Origin of the sequence: Acinetobacter sp. COS3 (assembly GCF_000475335.1) — a bacterium.
Classification (GTDB): Bacteria; Pseudomonadota; Gammaproteobacteria; order Pseudomonadales; family Moraxellaceae; genus Acinetobacter; species Acinetobacter venetianus.
This window is the reverse complement of record NZ_AXCD01000004.1, coordinates 119,263-140,906: the sequence shown is the minus strand read 5'-3', so window position 1 is coordinate 140,906 and position 21,644 is coordinate 119,263. Positions and strand designations below refer to the sequence as shown.

General features: G+C 40.6%; 18 protein-coding genes. 10 read left to right on the top strand and 8 right to left on the bottom strand.

Annotated elements, in window-relative coordinates:
• Positions 1-190: 190 nt before the first annotated feature.
• Together IO68_RS19650 and IO68_RS19645 are read right to left on the bottom strand one after the other, a co-directional pair.
• The gene (locus tag IO68_RS19650) at positions 191-1,906 is read right to left on the bottom strand and encodes a cation acetate symporter (protein WP_007478632.1); all 1,716 of its coding nucleotides are present in this window, start codon (positions 1,904-1,906) and stop codon (positions 191-193) included.
• A 1-nt stretch (position 1,907) separates the two neighbouring features.
• On the bottom strand, positions 1,908-2,240 hold the full coding sequence (locus IO68_RS19645; protein ID WP_004881955.1) for a DUF485 domain-containing protein: 333 nt from the start codon (positions 2,238-2,240) through the stop codon (positions 1,908-1,910).
• Positions 2,241-2,425: 185 nt separating this feature from the next.
• Here IO68_RS19645 and IO68_RS19640 point away from each other — a divergent pair, with 185 nt between their 5' ends.
• Entirely contained in the window at positions 2,426-5,920 is a 3,495-nt protein-coding gene (locus IO68_RS19640; protein WP_161626770.1) for a PAS domain-containing hybrid sensor histidine kinase/response regulator, read from the top strand.
• 313 nt (positions 5,921-6,233) lie between these two features.
• A complete protein-coding gene (locus tag IO68_RS19635; RefSeq protein ID WP_019385259.1) occupies positions 6,234-6,995 on the top strand; it encodes a hypothetical protein in 762 nt (253 codons plus the stop codon).
• A 48-nt stretch (positions 6,996-7,043) separates the two neighbouring features.
• On the opposite strand, the gene IO68_RS19630 is transcribed toward IO68_RS19635, so the two are convergent.
• The 3 genes from IO68_RS19630 to def form a co-directional block, all read right to left on the bottom strand.
• On the bottom strand, positions 7,044-9,134 hold the full coding sequence (locus IO68_RS19630; protein WP_023012643.1) for a TonB-dependent copper receptor: 2,091 nt from the start codon (positions 9,132-9,134) through the stop codon (positions 7,044-7,046).
• A gap of 73 nt (positions 9,135-9,207) precedes the next feature.
• The gene (locus tag IO68_RS19625) at positions 9,208-9,645 is read right to left on the bottom strand and encodes a DUF2946 family protein (RefSeq protein ID WP_023012642.1); all 438 of its coding nucleotides are present in this window, start codon (positions 9,643-9,645) and stop codon (positions 9,208-9,210) included.
• A gap of 21 nt (positions 9,646-9,666) precedes the next feature.
• Positions 9,667-10,197, bottom strand: a complete 531-nt coding sequence (gene def, locus IO68_RS19620) for a peptide deformylase (RefSeq protein WP_019385262.1) — start codon at positions 10,195-10,197, stop codon at positions 9,667-9,669.
• A 120-nt stretch (positions 10,198-10,317) separates the two neighbouring features.
• Here def and IO68_RS19615 point away from each other — a divergent pair, with 120 nt between their 5' ends.
• Genes IO68_RS19615 through IO68_RS19605 form a run of 3 tightly spaced genes read left to right on the top strand, consistent with a single transcriptional unit; the run spans position 10,318 to position 13,222 of the window.
• Complete coding sequence (locus IO68_RS19615) at positions 10,318-11,469, top strand: LysM peptidoglycan-binding domain-containing protein (protein ID WP_004881966.1); 1,152 nt, start codon at positions 10,318-10,320, stop codon at positions 11,467-11,469.
• Between the two features lie 10 nt (positions 11,470-11,479).
• On the top strand, positions 11,480-12,616 hold the full coding sequence (gene dprA / locus IO68_RS19610) for a DNA-processing protein DprA (protein ID WP_031234674.1): 1,137 nt from the start codon (positions 11,480-11,482) through the stop codon (positions 12,614-12,616).
• A 36-nt stretch (positions 12,617-12,652) separates the two neighbouring features.
• The gene (locus IO68_RS19605; protein WP_023012640.1) at positions 12,653-13,222 is read left to right on the top strand and encodes an L-threonylcarbamoyladenylate synthase; all 570 of its coding nucleotides are present in this window, start codon (positions 12,653-12,655) and stop codon (positions 13,220-13,222) included.
• A 392-nt stretch (positions 13,223-13,614) separates the two neighbouring features.
• On the opposite strand, the gene IO68_RS19600 is transcribed toward IO68_RS19605, so the two are convergent.
• A complete protein-coding gene (locus IO68_RS19600; RefSeq protein ID WP_031234672.1) occupies positions 13,615-14,535 on the bottom strand; it encodes a DMT family transporter in 921 nt (306 codons plus the stop codon).
• A 105-nt stretch (positions 14,536-14,640) separates the two neighbouring features.
• On the bottom strand, positions 14,641-15,285 hold the full coding sequence (locus IO68_RS19595; RefSeq protein ID WP_023012638.1) for a TetR/AcrR family transcriptional regulator: 645 nt from the start codon (positions 15,283-15,285) through the stop codon (positions 14,641-14,643).
• Positions 15,286-15,432: 147 nt separating this feature from the next.
• Between IO68_RS19595 and IO68_RS19590 the strand changes: the two genes are divergently transcribed.
• The 5 genes from IO68_RS19590 (at position 15,433) to IO68_RS19570 (ending at position 19,367) form a co-directional block, all read left to right on the top strand.
• Positions 15,433-16,653, top strand: a complete 1,221-nt coding sequence (locus tag IO68_RS19590) for an MFS transporter (protein ID WP_023012637.1) — start codon at positions 15,433-15,435, stop codon at positions 16,651-16,653.
• 15 nt (positions 16,654-16,668) lie between these two features.
• The gene (locus IO68_RS19585) at positions 16,669-17,442 is read left to right on the top strand and encodes an AraC family transcriptional regulator (RefSeq protein ID WP_023012636.1); all 774 of its coding nucleotides are present in this window, start codon (positions 16,669-16,671) and stop codon (positions 17,440-17,442) included.
• 132 nt (positions 17,443-17,574) lie between these two features.
• On the top strand, positions 17,575-18,120 hold the full coding sequence (locus tag IO68_RS19580) for a glutathione peroxidase (protein WP_004881980.1): 546 nt from the start codon (positions 17,575-17,577) through the stop codon (positions 18,118-18,120).
• Between the two features lie 165 nt (positions 18,121-18,285).
• Positions 18,286-18,624 (top strand): RcnB family protein, encoded by a 339-nt coding sequence (locus tag IO68_RS19575; RefSeq protein ID WP_004881983.1) that lies wholly within the window; start codon positions 18,286-18,288, stop codon positions 18,622-18,624.
• A 143-nt stretch (positions 18,625-18,767) separates the two neighbouring features.
• The gene (locus IO68_RS19570; RefSeq protein ID WP_031234671.1) at positions 18,768-19,367 is read left to right on the top strand and encodes a hypothetical protein; all 600 of its coding nucleotides are present in this window, start codon (positions 18,768-18,770) and stop codon (positions 19,365-19,367) included.
• A gap of 27 nt (positions 19,368-19,394) precedes the next feature.
• Here IO68_RS19570 and IO68_RS19565 read toward each other — a convergent pair whose 3' ends face one another.
• Entirely contained in the window at positions 19,395-21,575 is a 2,181-nt protein-coding gene (locus IO68_RS19565) for a hypothetical protein (protein ID WP_023012634.1), read from the bottom strand.
• Positions 21,576-21,644: the final 69 nt, after the last annotated feature.

Sequence of the window (21,644 nt, the reverse complement as noted above, 5' to 3'; positions counted from 1 at the left end):
ATATAAATTTGACAACAAACAAAACAACGGTAGAAGTTTCTTAAATTTTTCAAAATTATAATGCAATCTAAACAATAAAAACCAACTCAAAACTTATTTTACCCTCACTCTATACGGCAATCCTCTTTATGTACTGCCAATAAAGAAAGCCCTTATCAAAAGATAAGGGCTTTCTTTTAGCTCAAGATCATTAGTGGTCAGATGCACCAGAAGCGCCGATACCTGTCATTGAACGCACGAACTGAGCGTCAAATGCTTTACGTTCTTTTTCTGCACGTGCTGATTTATCAGTTACAGAGAAGAACCAACAGCAGAAGAACGATAATGGCATTGCAAATAATGCTGGACCATTGAATGGGTTAGGCGCAGATTCAGAAATTGCTAGAGTATCTACCCAAACTGCTTTAGAGAGGATAATTAAGATCACTGCACCAAGCAAACCAACCACACCACCAATCACTGCACCGCGAGTCGTTAAACCTTTCCAGAACATTGATAACACAAGAACTGGGAAGTTTGCACAACAAGCCACTGAGAATGCTAAACCAACCATGAACGCAACGTTTTGCTTTTCAAACAAGATCCCGAGGATCATTGCAAAAATCGCCAAACCTAAAGTTGCAATTTTAGACATGCGTAATTCAGATTCAGGGGTCGTTTTCCCTTTCTTGAATACGTTTGCATAAAGGTCATGTGAAATCGCAGAAGCACCTGAAAGTGTTAAACCAGCAACAACGGCAAGGATCGTCGCGAAAGCAACTGCTGAAATGAAGCCCATGAACAGGTCGCCACCAACAGCATCACTTAAGTGAACCGCAGCCATGTTGTTACCACCCACCAACTCTAACTTACCAGTCATAGCAGCTTTTGCTACATCAAGGAATTGAGGGTTGTTTGCAACAAATAAGATCGCACCAAAACCGATAATGAACGTTAAAAGATAGAAGTAACCAATGAAACCTGTTGCTACAACAACTGATTTACGTGCTTCTTTTGCATCTTTAACTGTAAAGAAACGCATTAAGATATGTGGTAAACCTGCTGTACCGAACATCAATGCAAGACCAAGCGATAATGCATCAATTGGATTGGCTGCCAATTTACCCGGCCCCATGATATGAGCCGCCTCTTCCCAGCTTAAGCTATGCGCTTGACCATAAGCACCAATGGCTTGGTTGAACATATTGGTAAAGCTAAAGCCAACTGCTTTCATCACCATGAATGCCATGAAAGTTGCGCCACTGAGTAATAGCACAGCTTTAATAATTTGCACCCAAGTTGTCGCTAACATACCACCGAACATCACGTAAGCCATCATGAGTAAGCCCACGATTACGACAGCGATGTTATAGTTCAAACCAAACAATAGTTTGATTAGCTGACCTGCACCTACCATTTGAGCGATCAAATAGAATGCAACAACCACTAATGAACTTAATGCAGCAAGTGTACGAACAGGTTTTTCCTCTAAGCGGAAAGACACAACGTCTGAAAGGTTGTATTTACCTAGGTTACGTAAACGTTCTGCGACTAAGAATAGAACGATCGGCCAACCCACCATGAAACCAAGTGAATAGAGCAAGCCATCAAAGCCTGAGCTAAACACCAATGCAGAAATACCGAGGAAGGATGCCGCTGACATATAGTCACCCGCAATCGCCAAACCATTTTGGAAACCACTGATACCACCACCAGCAGTATAGAAATCTTGAGTCGATTGCGTTTGTTTCGCTGCCCATTTGGTAATGAACAATGTGAAACCGACAAAGATCGTAAACATGATAATCGCATGCCAGTTGGTTGCTTGCTGTTCTGCTGCACCTAAATCTGGGCCAGCAAAAGCAAGACTAGAACTGAGTAGGCCTACGAGCGCGAGTAATGTCGCTTTAAATGATGTCCCTTTCATCTCAGTGCATCCCTTTTTCATGTGTGATCGCCTCAACTTCCTTGAGGGCATCTTCATTTAGCTGATCGAGTTTATTGTTAGCGATATATGAATACACACCACACAACACGAAAGACAACACGATAATACCTAAACCAAGAGGCATACCCCATGTTGTCACACCACCGCTAAATGAACTTGCTAAAAACTCTTTGTTATAGCCAACCAAAAGCATGAAGCCGACGTAGATAACCAACATAATTGCTGTTAATGTCCAACTTAATGTACGCTTCTTGCTAACCATCTCTTGAAACTTTGGATTATGTAGAATTCGATCTACCTGTGAATCATCCATAACCAACTCCTTATTTTTGTGTCCAACCATGGACCCCTTTTTCAAATGGGATTTTTCATTATCCAAATTAACAAGAATTAGCTTGACTCGTAACTTAGACTTTGGTCTCTAAATGCAAATCTCTACTCATCTCAATACCTGTGCATCGGGTATGATAAAAAATGGAATTTGATCACGTGGGCAATATGAATAGCTGGCTTATTATTGGGGTTCTTGCCATATATATCGTGGTGCTATTCGGCTGTGCATTTTTTGGAGAAAAACATGCAAGTCGTTTGAGTATGCGCGGTCGAATGCTGCTGTTCAGTTTAACTTTAGGCGTATATTGCTCATCATGGACTTTTTACGGCGCAACAGGCGCAGCAGTCCGTGAAGGCGTGATTTTTCTACCAATTTATCTCGGTCCATTACTTTTTATTTGGTTTGGTTACGATATTTGGAAACGTCTCGGGCGTATTCGGCAATATCATGCAATTTCCTCAATTGCAGATTTTGTCGCTGCCCGTTACGGCAAAAGTGGTAGCCTCGCCGCACTGGTCACAATTTTGGCCGTCATCGCCATTATTCCTTATCTTGCTTTGCAGTTGCGTGCGATTGCTCTCAGTGCATCCGTCATTCTCGAACAAAATGCGCATGTGACGACAACCACAAATAGCGTATTACTGCTCACTGCTCTGCTCGCGATTTTGGCAATGATTTTCGGAACACGTCATATTGCCCACACCGAACAACATGGCGGCTTAATGCTTGCTGTGGCATTTGAATCCTTTGTTAAGTTATTTGCTTTGCTCTGTGTTGCTGGTTTTTTCTTATTACAATCACCTGAAAATATTAAACAAGTCAGCACCGATGTCAGCCAGCATTTTCATGATTTACAGGAGCTTGGCGTACCTGAAACTTTCTGGATTCAAACGCTTTTAGCCGCATTAGCCATGATTTGTTTACCACGCCAGTTCCATGTAGCTGTGGTGGAATTAAGAGATGAAAAACATATTCGTGGTGCACGTCGCTGGTTTGCGGTTTATTTGATTTTAACCATTATTGCCATTATCCCAATCGCAAGTTGGGCACTGCATTCTTTACCTGAATCCCTTGGTACACCAGACATTGCAGTACTTGCTCTACCGCTGAGCTATGAACAAGAATGGTTAGCTTTATTGGCATTTTTAGGTGGTTTTTCAGCATCTACAGGAATGCTATTGGTGGCCTCGGTTGCCTTATCAATCATGCTCAGTAATGACTTGATCATGCCTGCACTTTGGCGCTTTAAAATCATTTCACGCCAAGATCAACATTTACCAAGAGTACTAAAACTAACTCGACGCATCAGTATTGTCAGCGTGATGCTGTTAGGATTCTTATTTTTCCATTTCTTCAATGATATCAACCAACTTTCTGTATTTGGTTTATTGGCCTTTAGTGCTGTTGCACAATTTTCACCTGCGTTAATCGGTGGTTTATATTGGCGTGGGGCAAGTCGTCAGGGTGTTTATGCAGGTTTAATCATTGGCTTTTTGATGTGGAGCTATACACTCTTATTCCCAACTGTATTGCGCAGCCTACCTGATCATTATCAAGACTTGGCTCAGCATATTTTATTATTTGGACCATTTGATATTAATGGTCTACGCCCTGAAGCCATACTTGGCTTTGAGTCTTTTGCACCACTAACTCATGGAGTTTTATGGTCACTTGGATTAAATATCGCATCCTATATTTGGGTTTCTCGCCTTTATCGCCCAAGTGTGGCAGAGCAGATACAGGCTGAAAGCTTTTTCTATTATGAAAGCAAACCCCTTCCTTCTGCCAAAACCTCTACAGATTTGACCGATTTACACCATAACGCAGCGCGTCTCAAAGTAGGTGATTTATTGGCGTTGGCGAAGCGAATTACAGGTGACCGACCAACCACCCAAGCATTCCAACAGTTTTGTGAGCAGAACCATGTGGTACTCAACGAAAATCATGTGGCGAATGGGATGTGGTGGCGTTTTACCGAACAATATCTCGCGGGGATTATCGGTGCAGCTTCAGCACGTACCTTACTTACCACAGCCTTGATCAATAATGGACTTGCTTTAGGACAAGTCGCCAACATCCTAGATCAAGCATCTCAATGGCAGCGCTTTAATCAAAATTTATTGATGACCATGATTGACCACATGACCCAAGGAGTGAGTGTGGTCGATAAAAATATGTGTTTGGTCGCGTGGAATAATCAATACCTTAAACTTTTTGATTATCCAAAGGATTTGGTTTATGTCGGCTGTCCAATTGCTGATTTGATTCGCTATAACGCAGAACGTGGAGAATGTGGCCCCGGCCCTGTTGAAGAACATGTGCGTAAACGTATCCATTGGATGAAAGTAGGAAGTGCCCATGAATTCGAACGTATTCGTAAAGATGGCCTAGTGATTCAAATGCGCGGAAATCCCATTGAAGGCGGTGGCTTTGTCACTACATTTGCTGATATTACGGCTTTCCGTGAAAATGAAGCCATTCTCGAAGAAAGAGTGAGTGATCGTACACGCCAGTTAGCCGATGCACTGACTGAACAGCAGCTTGCCTTGGAACAAGCAGACAAAGCCAATCAATCAAAAAGTCGCTTTTTGGCCGCAGCCAGTCACGATCTTCTCCAGCCCATGCATGCTGCTCGCTTGTTTAGCACAGCATTGGAACAAAGTGTTGAAAGTCCCGAAGATCAACAAACTTTACAGCAATTAGATCGTGCTTTATATGGTGCAGAAAGCATGCTCTCCGCTCTACTCGATATTGCACGTTTAGAAGGCGGTACGATTCAACCGAAGCGTCAACCTTATTCACTACATGATCTACTCAGTGATCTGGAACTTCAATTCAAATCCATTGCAGCTCAACGTGATATACAACTTAAAGTCCATGACACTCAATTTTGGGTAGATACCGATCCTCAATGGATGCGACGGATTATCCAGAACTTTGTTAGCAATGCATTGCGTTATACCGCTGAGGGACGTGTCGTCGTTGGGGTGCTTCGCTCAGCACAACGTCCGAATCATATTCGAATCGGTGTCTGGGATACAGGGCCAGGAATCAATGAACAGCAACGTGTCAAACTCTTTCAAGAATTTGAACGTTGTGGACATACATCACCTTGGGGTGAGCAAGGGCTCGGTTTGGGTCTCGCCATCGTGCAGCGTATGACCAGTCTGCTAGATTTTCCTGTACATGTTTATTCTGAACTTGGCAAAGGTTCATGCTTCATGATTGAAGTACCTCTCACGACAGCACCACAAATAGAAGCCGTTAGTCCGACCACCATAGCACTGCAACATACGGCATATAAAGTCTTGTGTTTGGATAATGACGAAACGATTTTGGAAGGTATGCGGACGCTACTAAGTAAATGGGGCTACCAAATTTTCACGGCAACAGAGCCAGATGAAGCCCTCAAATTGATTCAAGAAAATGATATTCAAGTCTGGCTCATTGATCAGCACTTGAATAATGAACAACGTGGTCTCGATTTTATTGAACAATATCGAACTGCCAATATTCCTGTGGCCTTAATTACAGCTGATTCTGATCCTGAGTTGCCACAACGTTTGAAGCAGCAGAATATCATTTTACTGAGAAAACCACTGAAACCAGCTGGCTTGCGTGCATGGTTGTCAGGCTTAAAAATCATGCCAATGCCTTAAGTAGCAAATTATTTTGTTAAATAGGCAAAACTGTTCAGAAAAAGGCACTTTATTTGATATAAAATTGACCAAAGTGCTCAAATGACCTTTGCCTATGGCAAAAATTACCACTTACATTAGTGAACGTTTGTACACTTACTTACAATTATACAAGACATTGTTTTTAAATTATTTATTATTATAAAAACCGCTATCTACAACTTTAGTCGTATTCTACTTGCATTCTGAATCCCTCATAAATTGATCAAACTGATAGAAACCTAGGCTTTTCCTTTTTGGGTTTCTAACAAGACCGTCATAAAGGACAATGATCATGAATAGCAATTCAGCCATTTCAGAACAGAATGCTCTACAATTTTATCGTCAATACAGTGCTAATGCATTATTACCAGAATTAGACTGGCAAAAAGTTTTTGGACAAAGTGAACTTAATGATGTTCACCTTCGCGCACTCAACACACTGTATCAAGCAGCTGTTCCATTGGCGTTAAAAGTTTTCCACGAATTAAATTTTGATGTTTTTGCACCTGCGGCTTACCATCCTCAAGGACTGGGCTTATTTGATAAGTTAGCGCAGCAAGAAGAACAGTTTCTTCAAGTCTTAGAAAATGAATCAGCACATCTCGACCATGAAACACGCCATCAAATGTGGAGTATGTTGTTACGTGGTGGTGCTGTATTGGTCTTTAAAGCATGGCTAGGGCATGTCAAATCAGGTAACAGCGAATTAGATAAAACTCAATTTGATGAACTTTCTGATCTGTTATTTATTAAAACACGTCCAGAACAATTGGCTCAACGTTTGAAAGTAGATTCTCAAGCCACACTGACGCATATTTTCTTGATGCATGAAAATGATGTATTTCTCGATCATTTTAATAGTTTAGAAACTGCTGCAATGTTCGTGGATTTAGGGGTTTATGATGCAGCGTTCTTGAGCTTAAGAGATGATCGCGTTGCTGAATATCTCAAAGCAAAAGGTTATGTGACTCAAGAACAAATCGATGATTTACAATGTGCTCTTAATCCCTTGTATTGCGATAGTTTGATGCCAAAACAAGATTGTTTGGCTTAAAAGCGCAATTAAAACAAGGTGGAATCATCCACCTTGTTTTTTCATCACTTAGAACTTCATGCTCATACGCATCCAGTAATTACGCCCAATATTATTAAACTGCTCAGTAGCTGCATAACCAAACATCGACGCACCTGCTTTATTTAAATGCTCGGTGTAAGCCTTGTCTAAAACGTTATCAATGCCTACCGAAACATCTACAGCATCAGTCAGTTTATAAGTTCCATTCACCGCCAATGTATTGAATGCTTTGCTTTCATTCATGTCATAACCAACGACATTACCTTCATTCAAACTCACACGACTTTGCTTAGCAACCGCACGCCATAATAGACCTAAACTATATTTTTCATCGACATAACGAAGATTGAATCGCCCTTCCAAAGGTGCAATCTGTGGTAAAGCTCGATCATCGGATGTATTTTCACCCCAAGCATACATGGTTGAAACATCCGCTTGGAGACGATCCGTAAATTGATAGCCAACACCGGCTTCTGCGCCTGCAATTGTGGCATCAACATTACGAGCCAATGGCTGTCTCTTACTTGGCGTATATTCCATTAAGATGAAGTCTTTAATCAAACCAGCATAAGCTGATGCCCATGCATTCCAAGCACCATGTTCAGCTTGAAAACCAAAGTCAAGTTGTGCCGTACGTTCAGTCTTGAGGTTGTCTAAATTATCCAGCATACGATAAGTTGTCACACCCATCATATCTGTTGTGCCAACACCTCGATCTGTTGATGTGCTATACAATTCCCAAAAATCGGGCGTACGTTCCACATAACCCAAACCTGCATAAGTTTTTAATCCATGCTCAGGTAGATTCTTCTCAATACGGATAAAACCGCTTGGCAAAGTATCTTTACGGTCTTTACCATTTTCCAGATTATCAATCTTGACCTGATCAACACGTGCGCCAGCAACTAATTTTTGATCTGGATCAAAGGCATAAGTCCATTCACTAAAAGCACCATAAGATTGGAATTTTAAGTCTTCAGCATACGGCGAGTTCATGGATGGCATGGCATACATCACCATGTCACCGCCATGTTTATTCTGCTGTGTATCCACACCAGAAACGACACTAAATTTATCCCAATCAGTTGTTACTGCAAGACGTGTATTTAAAGTACGGCGATCAACGCGCATCGACATCTTATTCGGTACAGTCATCTCCATACCGTGCATCTTCATCGTCGTCATCGGCGGCGTGCGTAAACTATAATTATCCATCACATGATCGTTATAACTGTAGTCCACTTGGGCTTCAATTTTCTTAATCACCTCTGTGATATTTTTCTGTTCAGCGTGTAATCCTAAACTTTCACGCTTAAACTGCGAGCCATCCATAGTGCGTCCTGCATAAGCAGCTTCACCATCACCCTTGCCTGCACGTAGTTCCAACCACGAATCCTCAGTTGGTTGCCAACCCAAGGCAAGATCAGCATTCCAACGCTCCCAATTTGAGTGGATGCTTTGATCATCCCCATCTTTATAGTCATCTGCGACAGAACGATTCACATTTAAACGTGCATATTTAGTTTCATCACCAATTGCAGCTTCTACATTATGATCTAATCGACCATACGAACCGATTAAAACACTGGCTTGCCCACGATAAGCCTGATCTTTACTCAGGTTTTCAGGCTGACGCTCAAATATTACCGTTGCAGCAGAGCCAGGCGTTGCATATTGCACCGTTTGTGGCCCTTTAATCACAGTAATTTTATCGAAACTTTCTGGCTGAATATAAGAAGTCGGCGCGTCCATACGATTCGGACATGCACCCAGATTTTCACTACCATCAACAAGCATCTTAATCCGTGAACCAAACATGCCGCGGAAAGTCACATCACCATTGGTTCCACCATTCTTAATGGCATTAAAACCCATGATACTTTGTAAATAATCCGCCCCATCCGTTGCCGGAACAGGTTGAATCGGTTGTTTAGGATCAGCATGGATAATCAATCCATTTGTATCATTCGGCTGTACCGCTGTAACAACAATTGGCGCTAAAACAACAGGAGCTGGTTGTTCTGACTGTACATCGGTATTTGCCCATAAAACTGTTGTATTTGAGGCAGCAAGAATCGCAACCGTCAGTGGTTGTAATAAAAATTTAGGTTGAGCCATGATCGGTCTCTCTTAAAACATAAGTAAAACTAGGCTAGAGTTTTGAAAACCCTAATGAAATTGACGTTTTAATTTATGCAAAGAGTGGCGGAGCTCGCCCTTGAGGTAATAAGAATAGTCGTTGCAGTAAGAAGAAAACATGGCGAAACGCTTGCTGATACGCAACTAAACGAACTTGGATCCGAACTAGAACTTCTTTTACACCCAACTCAGGCGGCAATATCAGATTGGCATAGACTGTACAATACTGGCACTGATGGCTTGGATCATGATGATCATGCGCCGATGTAGATGCGGATGTTTGTTCAAGTTGATGTGAATGATGATGGGCATGATGCTGTGATTGGCTCTGCGCAGTTTGTACTTTGGGTAACAATAAAGCTTTGGTAATCGTTTCACAGACTGGTGCAATTTGATACTGCTTCGGAAGTAGCGGCTGCAAAAATACCGCAATCTGTAAACAGACCGCGGCAAATGCAAGCAACAAACCACAACGAAACAAAGAAAACATCTCAATTAAAGACAGTACAACTTAACGTTTAACTGTAACTTTCTCTTTTTCACGTTGGCGAACCACTTTTTCGACTTTTTCACGTGCACGTTGACGTTTTAACGGCGATAAATAATCAACAAAAAGTTTACCATTTAAGTGATCCATTTCATGTTGGATACAAACAGCGAGAAGTTCGTCAGCTTCTAACTCAAATGCTTGACCTTCAAGGTTAATTGCCTCGATTTTTACGCGTGACGGACGCTCAACTTTATCGTATATTTGAGGCACAGAGAGACAGCCTTCTTCATAAGGCTGCGTTTCTTGAGTCAGTGGAGTGACTTTGGGGTTGATGAACACCATCGGTTGATTTTTCTCTTCAGAAAGGTCCATGACAATAAGCTGAATATGATGATCAACCTGAGTTGCCGCTAAACCTATACCCGGTGCCTCGTACATGGTTTCTAACATATCTGCTGCAAGCTGACGAATATCATCAGTGACTTCTTCGACTGGCTTAGCAATGGTACGAAGACGGGGATCAGGAAAACTTAAAATAGGTAATAAGGCCATACTGTTCCTCATTTATGCCATTGATCAGAAAACCAACTGAAGGGAATGCTTGATCAAAAAATTGTGTGTAAAGTCGTTATTATAGCGCAACTACACACATAATTTTTAGGAATTATGATAATGAAAAAGGTTTTAAACGGCATACAATCATTTCATGCCTTGGGGTTAAAAAAACAACTGATTGCGGTTGCGATTTGTGCGGGATTAGGTATGAGTGTAAATCTGGCTCATGCAGCAAGTCCAAATGTCAGCCCTCCTTCTGTTAAAGCGGGTGCACCAAACGTTTATGTGGTGAAAAAAGGCGATACGCTTTGGGATATTTCTGGAAAATTCTTAAGCAAGCCATGGCGTTGGCCTGAAATCTGGGCGAGCAATAAACATGTGAAAAATCCTCACTGGATTTATCCAGGTGACAAATTGCTTCTTTGTAGCCTGAACGGTAAACCTTTAATTGGTAAAGATGAAGGCGATGGCTGTGATGGTATCATCCGTCGTTATTCTGGGAATACATCTAACTTACGCCCACAAGTACGTATTGAAGCGTTAAACAATAGTGTTCCTGTTATTCCACTGGCGCATATTCAACAATGGTTAGAACGGACATCGGTACTTCCTGCTGAGGCAATTGCAAATACGCCTTATATTCTGGGTACAGCAGATAACCGTGTCTTGGCTGGTAAAGGTCAAAGCGTCTATGTTCGTGGTCAAGGTCTCGAAAATGGTCAGCGTTATGGAGTATTCCGTGAAGGTCAACCTTATATCGTGTTAGACCAAAATGGTAAAAAGCAAAACTTAGGTGTTGAACTCACACAAGTGGCATCTGGCGTTGCAATTACCAGTGAAAATGACATTACTACAGTTGAACTCACGGATAGTTATAACGGCGAAGTTCGTCGTGGTGACCGCGTGATGCTTGAACAAGACGCGATGTTACCCACCTTATTCTACCCGACTGATGCAAACCAAGTCCGTGACGGCGGTAAAGTCATCCGTGTGATGGGATCAATCGGTACTGCCGCGAAAAATGGCGTTGTTACGGTAGACCGTGGTACAGCTGATGGTGTTGAAATCGGTCAAGTGTTCAGCACATACCAAGAGGGTGAAACGGTACGTGATCCAAAAACCAAAGAGAAAGTAAAATTACCGGGTCAATATGTGGGTAGTGTTATGATCTTTAAGAGTTTTGATCGTATTAGCTATGCCTACGTATTGGAAAGTGAACTCCCAATCAAAGTGGGTTCAGACATCAAACCACCTCGTCTTGATGACTAAGTTCTAAACGATGTTGAGTCAACTATCACCCCATCACTACCAAACCGTGTTGGTGTGGTATTTGGTTCAACATTCTCTCTCAAGTTTCCAAAAAATTATTCAACATTTTGGAAGCTGTGAACAGGCAACACAATCACATCGTTTCCCAGAATGGAAACAGCTTGGTTTACATGCCAATCATTTAAAACGTTTGGACGAGTTTCTCAGCCCTGAGGGCCAACAGAAATTCGAACAGATTGTACAGCTGATTCTGAAACACACAGACTTCATTCTCACGCCAAAAGATATTGACTACCCGACCCAACTCCTACCCTATTCAGATCATCCACCGATTCTCTTCGGTCAGGGACAAGCACAAGCTTTATTACAACCGCAAATTGCGATGGTTGGGAGTCGGAAACCGAGTCCACATGGTCGTCAAGTTGCGTATGATTTTGCTTATTATTTAAGTGAAAAAGGTTTTTATATTAGCAGTGGTTTAGCTCATGGAATTGATGAAGCAGCACATCGTGGTGGCTTAAGCCATCATCGAACCATTGCCGTTGTGGGAACAGGCTTAGATACGGTTTATCCTTCTCAAAATAAGACGCTTGCACAACAGATTGTTCAATCAGGTGCTATCGTGACTGAGTTTCTTCCAACCACAATGCCTTTACAGCAACATTTTCCGCGAAGAAATCGGATTGTGAGTGGTCTGAGTCTCGGTGTTGTTGTGATTGAAGCCGCTCTACAAAGTGGGTCACTTATTACTGCGAATAAAGCGGCTGAACAAGGCAAGCTAGTGTTTGCGATACCTGGGCATATCTACAGTGAATTCCACCAAGGCTGCCATCAACTGATTCGTGAGGGTGCTATTCTCATCGATCATCCTGAACAAATTATTGAAGATTTGGCACTTCCAACCCAGTGGCAAACACAGCAACAACCAAGCAAAGAAAAAGAAATAGTCGAAGCGCCTGCACACATTCCAACGAATTTACTCCCTCTGTATCAGCAGCTTGATTGGGTAGGACAAGATCTCGATCAACTCGCACAAAGCTCCCCGACTTCTGCCGCAGAACTCACTGCCCAGTTAATGGAACTTGAGTTATTGGGATTATGTATGCAACAAGGTGGTCGCTATTTACGTTGTCGACCAATGCTTTAAACTAGTAAGTCCCTATCTTTTACTTATCCTCATCCTATGATCACATCCTCAACATCTGAAGCAGCACAACTTTTAAAACAGGGTCAGGTGCTCGCCTATCCAACTGAAGCAGTTTGGGGCTTGGGTTGTGATCCATTCAACGAACAAGCGTTTCAAAATATTCTCGAACTGAAGCATCGCCCAATAGAGAAAGGCGTTATTCTATTAGCGGGTCATTTAAATCAAGTAGAGCACTTACTACATCGTCTCAGCGCTGAAATCCGTCAGCAAGTCATTGCAAGTTGGTCAAATCGTCAACCAACCGAGCGTGCAACCACATGGTTATTACCAGCGGATGAACAGATTCCAACATGGATTAAAGGACAACATCCTTTAGTGGCTGTACGTGTTACGACTCATCCTTTATGCGTTGAACTATGCAATCATTTTGGTGGTTTTATTGTCTCGACGAGTGCCAATCCTGCGGGTCTTAATCCAGCCCAAAGTCTGTATGAAACAGAAAGTTATTTTAGTAATTCGCTCAATTATTTAGAGGGTGAATTAGGGCTTAGCCAACAACCAAGCCGCATCCTCAATGCACTTACTGGTGAAGTCATTCGGGCATAATCAGTGAATTTCACACAAAAAAAAGCTCAGTTATATAGGGATAACTGAGCATAAAAAGGATGTGTAAATCACATCCAGAGGGTTCATCAATTTGGTTAGCAACTGCTTCATTCTAAAAACGAATCAGCTCGCTATGGAAAGTATTATGGATCAATCGTTCAACTTATACAAATATATTATTTATCTAACAAAAAATGTGAAAAGCGCACCATTTTTGTCAGTTTTAAAATTTCAATAAAATTATATTTATATTTTTATTCAGCTTTTTTTTGATCGTAAATTTCGACATTATTGAAAATATATTTGTAAATCATATAGAAAGAATGAACGCCTAATAAATAATTTGGTGCGTTTGTTGCTATTTTAAACAAACACACCTCATCATTTCATATTTAAGAAGCCGTTTCAACTAACTGTGAAGGTACTTTCATGGTTTTCTTCTGTGCCATTATGATGCCGACTAGGATCATCATCCCACCAATCGTATGGTAGATTGTCCAATGCTCAGATAACCAAAGACTGGCAATGATTGCGGTAAATACTGGCATAAGATTCATAAAAATACTGGTACGGTTAGGGCCAATTGCTTGAACAGCCACCATCCACAATAAAGGCGCAATCAATGATGGAAAAACACCTGCATATAGCACGCTTGAAGCATTGTCAGCATTAATCCCATCTAAGCCAAACCAAAGTAAAAATGGTACGTGATACAACAACGCAAAGCCAATTTGTACATAAAGGCTGGTCAATAGCGGCAGCTTTAATTGCCATTTTTTGAGGAATACGCCATAGAATGCGTAGAAACCAACCGCAACCACCATAACAGCATCGCCCCAGTGTCCACCCTGCTCAAATAAGCTGGAGATATGCCCCTGACTCATCACATAGATCAGACCTGCAAATGACAGTAAGCTGCCAAAGATTGCAAAGCGATTTGGCACATCTTTTAAGATCAGATAGGAAATAAAAATAGTAAAGACTGGAACAAAGGCATTCACAATTCCCATGTTGGTCGCCGTCGTATAGTGGGCAGCGGTATAAGACAGCCCTTGATATAACACCATCCCAAACGCACTCAACACGGCCAGTTTACCTAAATCTTTTCCAATCACCGCGCGTTGCTTCCACACTTTTGGCAGCATGAAAGGCGTTAAAATCAGAAAAGCGACAAACCAACGATAGAAGCTGATACTTACAGGTGAAATATAATCAGCAACATAACGCGTTACAGCGATATTAAGCGACCAAATTAACACTGCAATCAGTGGCAAAACAAATGCCCACTTTTGATATTTACTCAACTGAACCATCATCAATCTCAGCACATTTATCTGATGTGTGTATTGTGAAAGATGTCTAATTTAATTGAAATATCGTATTTCAGACATTTATATCGCAGTTACGACATGTGAATTTTAGAACAGATCCCATGTTCGCATCGCGTGCTCAACCACTTTATGTAGTTGCTCTACATTTGCGCCATCTCTTGCTTGTATGGTGAGTCCCTGTAAAACAGTGGCATAGAAATCCGCTATTTCTTGTAATGGCGCGGTTTCTACAACATCCCCCTCTGCGACGGCTTGTTGTAAACGCTCAAGTAATTTTTGTTTGATCTTGAGCCTTTTTTCTAAAATATTGTGTTGCACCTCTTGAGCATGATCAGAACAGTTCATCGTCGCCACAACTAACATACAGCCCGAAGGTTTATCTGGCTGTGCTAAACGTTGCACGTTATCGTAAAGAAACAACTCAAAAGCAACTTTGGCAGTTTTAGCTTCTAAAAAAATGGCTTCAATTGGACAGGCTTCGTGTGCAAGATAATAATCGATACACTTATAAAACAGCGTCGTCTTATCTCCAAAACTACTATATAAACTTGGCGCAGTCAGTGCCAAAGCTTGTGTGAGATCACTAATCGAAGTTGCTTCATAGCCATGCTCCCAAAATAACAACATCGCTTTTTCTAAGGCCTGTTGCTCATCAAAGCACTTTGGACGTCCACGCTTCTTTTTTGCTGGATGATCACAAGGTTCTTGTTCAGATACATTGTTATTTGTCATAAGGGTTACACATTATTTTATAACGATCATTATTAAATTAATTGACGCATCAATTTTTATCAACTATTTTATTTTATAACAATTGTTATAAAAATATCCCTACCGCCTAATTTTATTATCAAAATACTGATAATAAAGGAAAATTTTATGAAACATACTCCCTCTACCGAAGCTCCCCCCACAACGGTAACTCAAACTCAAGGTAGTTGGTTCGCGATCATGGCTGTTGCAATCGCAGCTTTTGCTCTTGTGACCAGTGAATTTCTGCCTGTTGGTGTTTTAAACAGTGTTGCAACTGATCTCAATATTTCAGTCGGTACGGCAGGTTTGATTATTACCTTACCTGGGGTTATGGCAGCGCTTGCAGCACCATTACTCCCGATCGCCGTCAAACAACTTGATCGTCGTTATGTACTCATTTTACTGACAGCGATCATGGTCATTGCCAATACCATTACAGCTTTTGCAGATAGCTTCCACGTCTTACTCTTGAGTCGATTGGTTCTTGGTATTTCAATTGGTGGCTTTTGGGCAACGGCGATTGCTTTAAGTGGAAAACTCGCACCCGCACATTTACCAATTGCCAAAGCTACAGCGATCGTGATGGCTGGTGTGACCTTCGCTACGGTACTTGGCGTACCGATTGGGACATGGTTAAGTGAATTTTATGGTTGGCGAAGTGCATTTGGTATCACGGCGGCGATTGGCTTAGTGGTCCTAGTGTTACAACTGATTTTCTTACCAAAACTTAAACCAGATTCAGCCATTCATCTCCGTGATTTACCTGCATTGCTCCGCGAACCTAAAGCACGTAGCGGGATGCTGATCGTGCTGCTAATTGGTTTAGCGCATTTCTGCGCTTATAGTTACCTTGCACCCTTCTTTAAAAATATTGCAGGATTTGATGGTACAACGATCAGTTCCCTGTTATTGCTGTACGGGATTGCAGGTATTTTTGGTAATGCTTTTGCAGGTTATAGTGGTAATTTAAATGTGCGCTATACCCTCGCCTTTGTCGGCATTTGTTTTACCATCGTATTCTTTGGTTTCCCAGTTTTTGCAATACATGAGTTTGGTGCTATTGTTTTAACAGCATTATGGGGCTTTGCATTCGGTGCATTCCCAACTTCAGCCAATATCTGGATGTTTGTACACGCACCAAATGCCGTAGAAAAAGGTATGCCGTTATTTGTGGGATTGTTCCAAGTCATGATCGCAACAGGTTCACTTCTAGGTGGTTATGTCGTTGATCATTTCAATGAAAATATCTTAATTTATGGTGTGATTAGCTTTGTCGCATTAGCATTACTCAGTATTTTCACCTTAGCCAAAGGTTTAAATAACCCGAAAATTACCTGTGAAAATTAAACGTTGAGACCTCAAATGAAGCGTGCTGAGACTGAACAATTTCCCTTTTTAAATGGTATAGAAGTGCATGAATTTCTCTACCAAAAGGATGATGTTGTCAGTCCACATTCTTCACTTTGGGGTGACTTCAATTTTAGTTTAAATGGCACTTTAGAATTTGATATCGAAGGACAATACTACCTATCCCCACCGAGCTATGGACTTTGGTTACCACCTCGTACAGAGCATCAGTCACTGCCTGTAGAACATGAAATTCACTATATCTGTATTCGGCTACATCCTAGATATGGTCAAGCGTTGGGGTTGAGTTGCCGCTGTTTTAGCATTGAGCCTTTTTTTCGTTCTTTAGTGGTACAAATTTTGGAGCAACAAAAACAACAGGCTCAACCTGAATATCTCGAACACCTATTACAAGTTTTATTTGATCAGTTGAAACAAGCACCAGCCTATTCACATTATTTACCGCAAAGTACACATCCCATTCTCGCACCAATTTTAGAAAAACTATCTGCACCAGACTCCTTTCATCAAAGTCTCCAACAAGTGTTGCAGCAGTTTTCAGTCAGTGAACGGCATATCCTTCGTCTTAGTCAGCAAGAATTACAACTTTCTCTCTCGGAGTGGCGTAATCGAGCGAAAATCATCTTTGCGATCAATCAAATCCGTGAAGGTATGACTATTAAACAACTCGCATTTGCTTTGGGTTATCACCATAGTTCTAGTTTTATCGAGTTCTTTAAACGCTATACAGGGCAAACGCCGATTCAACTAAAAAATGCATCCATTTAAATCATCCTCAATTTAAAATCAAAGACACAGTATTCATTATTTGTATACATTCCGAATATGGGCATTGCACTTAGCTTGAATAGCAGTTAAAACAATGATGTTTTGCTACAACAACAAATTAGGACATATCTCATGAGCCAATCGGTTTATCACATTCCAGTTAAGGACATCAAAGGTCAAGATGTTGATCTAGATCAATACCAAGGCAAAGTTCTATTGATCGTGAACGTTGCATCAAAGTGTGGTTTAACGCCTCAATACGAAGGTTTAGAGAAGCTATATCAAGCAAAGAAAGATCAAGGTTTAGAGATTCTCGGTTTTCCAGCAAATAACTTCTTAGAACAAGAACCTGGTACGAATGATGAAATTCAGCAATTCTGCTCGCTGAACTATGATGTGCATTTCCCGCTTTTCGCAAAAATATCAGTTGCTGGCGATGACAAGCACCCTCTTTACCAAACCTTAACGCAAGCAATTCCTGAGCGTACTGGTGAAGGCCCTTGGTGGAAAGATCTTGTTGATTATGGCTTAACACCAAACAATCCACCTGAAGTATTGTGGAACTTTGAAAAATTCCTCGTGAATAAAAATGGTGAGATTATTGCGCGTTTTGCACCAGATATTACTGCGGAGGACGAACGTATTGTGAGTGCTATCGAGGCTGAATTAGCAAAATAAATCAAATATTTATCAATATATATTTAAAAAAGCATGTTTAACATGCTTTTTTTATATCCATCATTTATGCATAGTTTTATCATTTTCAAACATCACATCCACATTATTTTAGCAACTTTAGGTTTAAATCATTTCATCGGCACTTCCTTCACATATAGGTGAACCATGAAAAATATTGCTAAAATTCTAATCTTATCGTTATCTACAGCAATCGCGGTTCCTGCTTTTGCGGCACCACATGACCATTCACCACAAAAAGTCGTTAAACACTCTCAAGCACCTCAACATTCAAATGTGCAAAAGAATAAAATTCATCCGTCTAAAGATTGGAAAGTAGGACAGAAAGTTCCGAGTGCATACCGCGGACAAGGTTACAAAATTAACTACGCCCAATACAAACACCTGCATAAACCTGCCAAAAACCAGCAATGGATCAAGGTGAATGGTGACTATATTTTAATTAATGTCTTAAACCATTCGATTATCAAAATTTTAAATGGTTAATGGTCTAAGGTAGTAAATAAGGGACAGTTCATCGTGACTGTCCCTTATTTAAAAATTGTTTGCTCTTTGCAACAACCCATTCCCTCTCCACACTTTTTGATTATAGTGAGCGTCCTTTTTTATGATCTGGTGTGTGTTTAGCCATGATGGATAAATTCTCTATCAAAGCCTTTCTTTCAAGCATGACACTGCTTTCAGCATTCGCCTTGACTGGTTGTGATCAAGCACCGCAAGAAGATCGTACGAATATCCAATCAGAACAGGCTATTGAACAAAATATGAGTGATGAAATTATTCAATCGAGTTCTGTTCAAGACACGCAAAATCTAAGCAAAGGCAATATGTTGAATATTGCTCGTGATATTGCAAAATTACAGCTCGAAACTGATGACTATATTGCTTTGCTAAAACAATCTCAAAATAGCTTAGAACAAGCAATTCAAAATAAAAATGTGCAACAACTGAAAGCAACGTCAGGCGATCTAAATCAAGAATTGCATGGTCTACACGATACGTTGCTTTCACTTAATTTAAAAAGTAATGAAATTGATCAAATTCGCCAAAATCTTCTCGTTGCCAATCAACAGTTACTCAACATGCCATTGCTTCATGGTCAATTTGATCTTGCTAAAATCAACTTTGAGCAGATTGAGAAACAATTGAATACTATCCAAATGGATATGGTGAAGTTAGCAAGCCTCGTTTTGAAGAGTACCAATAGCACTCAAAACTCAGCAGCATAAACTTTCATTTTCAAACTGATAAGAATACTAAGACTGCGATGGCACTTTAAATCGCCTATTCATCGTGGTCATTTGCTGATGTGATCTTCTATGGGCATCCGATTGCTCTAAAGACGAGAGTGTCAGACCATACTGAGTCATTTTTTTATATTTTTCCAACTCAAGATTAAGTTCTTGAACACGTTGTTTTAGTTCGATCGACATAAATTGACTGGATTGTGCCAAAGCCACCCAACCCGCTTGAATCTTATATTTTGGATTGTCGTGTGCCAGTTGTTTTTCAATCCATTGATACAATTTTTCAGCACGCTGATGTGCTTCAAATTTATAAGCAAATAACGTCGTAGAAAGTACAAGTTCAGGGATTTTACCCATTAACTTCATTTCAACTTGTCTTAGTTGATAAGCATATAAATCAACACGGTATTTCAATAAATTGTGATTGAACCACTCTGCAAAATCGACGAGCAAGTACATCAAATGATCACGTTGCATTAGCAACTGCTGCTTTTCTTGTAAGGGCTTACGCTGCTCTATTTTTTGAATCCGCCATGTTCGATAAACTGCAAAACTACCTACCACAAAAGCGCCAATCGAACCTGAAACAATACCACCTATTGCAGCGCCAATCGCCAAACTATTTTTTACCAAAGATTGATTCGGCTTATACTGCCAATCAGGGCGGATCGATAGTTGATGTCGAGTTTTATTAAAATTACGATAAACTGCAAAGCCAGTGTTCATCAAAGGAACAGGCAGATAGTCATCTACATGTCCTGAACCTTGCAGACTATTTTGTGCCGTGCGTTGTACAGACTCATAACTCAGCGCTAAATCAGCAAAGACGGATGGATAATGTTCCTGTAAATCGGCCAACTCAATATTCACAATGATCGCAATATGTGGATGACTTTTTGCAAAGTCCTCAATGCTCTCCCGCTCTAAACTACATTTCACCTGCATTGGCGTTCCATCAACAATCAGATCAAAACCAGCTAAATGAGCATGTTCTACAAACTCAATGCTATGCCCTTGTTGTGTTAAGTTATACGCGACTTGCTGTTTTGCGAGATAGGATGAAAGCTGTAACAGAGCAGCTTGATGATCGAAATTTGGCGCTGGAATTTGTTTTAAATTATAAAATGCTTCTGGTTCACCATTTGAGGCTGTCACTAGAGCATCTAAAACTAATGGGTTAATCTGTAAATAATTCCAAATAAACCCAAGACTATGACTCGAAGCATTGACACCACTCACTAATTTCAAATCACGATCTGAAAATATAGTCTGCAACGCATGATTTGCAACTTTGTGGCGATCTAAATGCATCACAATCTCTTGATTGTTAAGCAATTTAGGTGCTGTTTCTACAATGTTTTTATAATAAGGAATGCGATATTCATCTGCTGATAGCCAATGATTGAGTGAATAACCAATCTCTTTTAGCTTTTGTTGAATATCAGAAAAAGGATTTTCCCCATTAATTGCTTCAGCTTGCAAAGTTTCAGGCAAGATCAATGACACTGCCCAATGAGTGAGCTGCTGATAGCGTGCTTGTTGTTGAATTTGATCTAAGTTTCCTAGATGTTCTAAAGCCTCAACCACATCACTGTGCCCTTGCTCATTCACATAATGATTTCGACTTAAAAGACAATGAATAAAGTTGTAATAAACCTGTTCAGGCTGCGCAGGTTGCTGTTGTAACAATTCATGATAGTTTTCTATTGCCGTTGGCCAATCTGCCAAACGATAGGACAACTCAGCCAAAGCAAGCGTCAGTTGAATATCATCATATTCATCCTTGAGCTGTTTTAATATACTCAACTTTAATGCGCTATCTTTACATTGATCTAAATGTGCAATGATCTCAGCTCTCTCACTGGCGCTCAATGCTTGCTTGGCATATTGCAATCTAAACAGTAATCCTTGCTCAAACCATTCATAACGATACGCATGTTTTGAATAATGACGAATGAAGACTTGATCAATAAGAAGGATGAGTCTTAACGAACATTGAATATCTTCGGCTGTATGATGTTGAAAAGACCAATGCTTCGGTAATATCTGATGAAAAAATTGAGTGTAAAAACTTGCTGTTAATTCAGGTTGAGCCAATGTCACGAGCTTCAATTGATCTTTTACGGATAAATGATGCCCTTGTTGTTCAATGCGATCTAAACGCAACTTTAAGACATTGCTTGCTAACATACACTTCCTAATCGAATTTTTATAAGCGCTATTTATTAAATAAAAACTGAGATCGACAACTTAATAATT

Coding starts and splice junctions, on each gene's coding strand:
- IO68_RS19575 (WP_004881983.1), top strand. CDS start 18,286: ATGAAAAATATTGCTAAAATTCTAATCTTATCGTTATCTACAGCAATC.
- def (WP_019385262.1), bottom strand. CDS start 10,197: ATGGCCTTATTACCTATTTTAAGTTTTCCTGATCCCCGTCTTCGTACC.
- IO68_RS19570 (WP_031234671.1), top strand. CDS start 18,768: ATGATGGATAAATTCTCTATCAAAGCCTTTCTTTCAAGCATGACACTG.
- IO68_RS19600 (WP_031234672.1), bottom strand. CDS start 14,535: ATGGTTCAGTTGAGTAAATATCAAAAGTGGGCATTTGTTTTGCCACTG.
- IO68_RS19585 (WP_023012636.1), top strand. CDS start 16,669: ATGAAGCGTGCTGAGACTGAACAATTTCCCTTTTTAAATGGTATAGAA.
- IO68_RS19650 (WP_007478632.1), bottom strand. CDS start 1,906: ATGAAAGGGACATCATTTAAAGCGACATTACTCGCGCTCGTAGGCCTA.
- IO68_RS19645 (WP_004881955.1), bottom strand. CDS start 2,240: ATGGATGATTCACAGGTAGATCGAATTCTACATAATCCAAAGTTTCAA.
- IO68_RS19635 (WP_019385259.1), top strand. CDS start 6,234: ATGAATAGCAATTCAGCCATTTCAGAACAGAATGCTCTACAATTTTAT.
- IO68_RS19565 (WP_023012634.1), bottom strand. CDS start 21,575: ATGTTAGCAAGCAATGTCTTAAAGTTGCGTTTAGATCGCATTGAACAA.
- dprA (WP_031234674.1), top strand. CDS start 11,480: ATGTTGAGTCAACTATCACCCCATCACTACCAAACCGTGTTGGTGTGG.
- IO68_RS19605 (WP_023012640.1), top strand. CDS start 12,653: ATGATCACATCCTCAACATCTGAAGCAGCACAACTTTTAAAACAGGGT.
- IO68_RS19595 (WP_023012638.1), bottom strand. CDS start 15,285: ATGACAAATAACAATGTATCTGAACAAGAACCTTGTGATCATCCAGCA.
- IO68_RS19640 (WP_161626770.1), top strand. CDS start 2,426: ATGAATAGCTGGCTTATTATTGGGGTTCTTGCCATATATATCGTGGTG.
- IO68_RS19580 (WP_004881980.1), top strand. CDS start 17,575: ATGAGCCAATCGGTTTATCACATTCCAGTTAAGGACATCAAAGGTCAA.
- IO68_RS19590 (WP_023012637.1), top strand. CDS start 15,433: ATGAAACATACTCCCTCTACCGAAGCTCCCCCCACAACGGTAACTCAA.
- IO68_RS19630 (WP_023012643.1), bottom strand. CDS start 9,134: ATGGCTCAACCTAAATTTTTATTACAACCACTGACGGTTGCGATTCTT.
- IO68_RS19615 (WP_004881966.1), top strand. CDS start 10,318: ATGAAAAAGGTTTTAAACGGCATACAATCATTTCATGCCTTGGGGTTA.
- IO68_RS19625 (WP_023012642.1), bottom strand. CDS start 9,645: ATGTTTTCTTTGTTTCGTTGTGGTTTGTTGCTTGCATTTGCCGCGGTC.